The sequence below is a fragment of the Pseudomonadota bacterium genome, from assembly GCA_010028905.1.
Taxonomy (GTDB): Bacteria; Vulcanimicrobiota; Xenobia; order RGZZ01; family RGZZ01; genus RGZZ01.
Genome location: RGZZ01000734.1, coordinates 1 through 1,709 on the forward strand (window position 1 = coordinate 1; position 1,709 = coordinate 1,709).

At 67.3% G+C, this 1,709-nt stretch carries 2 protein-coding genes; both read left to right on the forward strand.

The features are described 5' to 3' along the window. Window positions 1-100 precede the first annotated feature (100 nt). Window positions 101-337 carry a KTSC domain-containing protein gene (locus EB084_24810; GenBank protein ID NDD31486.1) on the forward strand — a complete coding sequence of 79 codons (237 nt, stop codon included), beginning with the start codon at window positions 101-103 and terminating at the stop codon, window positions 335-337. A gap of 24 nt (window positions 338-361) precedes the next feature. Beyond that, window positions 362-1,709 (forward strand): hypothetical protein (locus tag EB084_24815; GenBank protein NDD31487.1); only part of this gene is annotated, 1,348 nt, incomplete at its 3' end.

Sequence of the window (1,709 nt, forward strand, 5' to 3'; positions counted from 1 at the left end):
GCCGACATCTTTTGAGCGCGCCTCGCGTGGACCTCACCCCTGTCGACGAGCTGCGACGCGGGCGTCCCCCCGCGAGGAGGCCCGCGCCCGTCCCCGCGCGCTGGTGCTCGACGCACCAGCGCGTCTTCGTCGACTCCGCGTGCATCACGTCTGCCTCCTTTGTCGCCGAGACCAGCGTGCTCCAACTCGAGTTCCGGAACGGGCTCTCCACGAGCACTTCGGCGTGCCCGCTGACCTCTTCTCTGCGTTGCTCGCCTCGCCGTCCAGGGGCTCGTTCGTCTCCCGCTTCATCCGCGGCAAGTGCGAGTTTCGTCGGCTCTGCTCAGCAGCGATCTGACGCAGGAGTGTTACAAGCGCCGCCGTGTTGCCGGAACTGATCGCGCGCAGCGTCCGCTACTATGTCCCTGACGACGGGGATTCCCCCGACGATCGGCCGCGCATGATGGTGCTGGTCTGGGGAACTGGGTTCACGCTGTGCGTGCCGCTCATCATTGCGTACGCACTGGCCGGGCTCTTCCGGACAGCGGCAATCGTATCGGCCCTCGGTGTCTGCGGCGTGCTCATTCTCGAGGCGCTGCGTCGGACGCGCGCGCTCATCTTTCTTTCGCATTCCTCGCTGCTGCTCCTGGGCCTCGCCCTCGGGGGCATCGCGATCGGCGAACACCCCATCGACGCCTCGATTCTCGTCTGGTTCTTCACGCTGCCGGTCATCGGCGCGCTCTTCCTCGACGGCAAGAGCGGCATCGGCTGGCTGATCATCTCTCTCGCCTCGGTGATCGGGTTGATGACGTTCGACGCGCTGAGCCCGACCCGGGCGAGCCTCCCGACGACCGCCTGGTACGTCCACGTGGTGCGCATGGTGACGGTGCTGGTGTTGCTCTTCGCCTTCGCCATGTTCTTCGATCTGTCGCGCAAGCGTGCGCTGGCCGCCGCCGAGGCCGCCAGCAAGGCCAAGAGCATCTTCCTGGCCACCATGAGCCACGAGATTCGCACCCCCATGAACGGCGTGCTGGGCATGATCGAGGTCATGATCGATACGCCGCTCAACGATGAGCAGCGCGCCCAGTTGAGCACCATTCAGCGCAGTGGCGAGACGCTGGTGGCGTTGATCAACGACATCCTCGACGTGACGAAGATCGAGGCCAACCGGCTGACGCTGGAACCAGGCGACCTCGACGTGCGCGCGCTGACCGAAGACGTAGCGCGGCTCTACGGCGCGCGCGCCGCCGCCAACGGCGTGGCGTTGTCCTTCACCGTGGCCAGTGACGTGCCCGCGTGGGTCCGGGGCGATGGGTTGCGGCTCAAGCAGGTGCTCGCGAACGTGGTCGGGAACGCGGTGAAGTTCACGAGCCAGGGCTCGATCTCGGTGTCCGTGCAACGCGCGGCCGGCCAGCTCCGCTTCGAGGTGGCCGACACGGGGGTCGGCATCTCGGTCGATGCACAAGCAGGCCTCTTCCAGCTGTTTCACCAGGCCGACCCGTCCACCACCCGGCGTTATGGAGGCACGGGCCTCGGCCTGGCGCTGTGTCGGCAGTTGATGCGCCTGATGAATGGCGAGATCGGCCTCTCTTCGCGCGAGGGGGCAGGGTCGCTGTTCTGGTTCGAGCTCCCGCTCGTGGCAGCCCACAGCGCTCCCTCGAGCCCCCCCAAACCGCGCGCCGCGCACGAAGGGCACGCGGGCCATGGAACCCGGGTCCTGGTGGTCGATG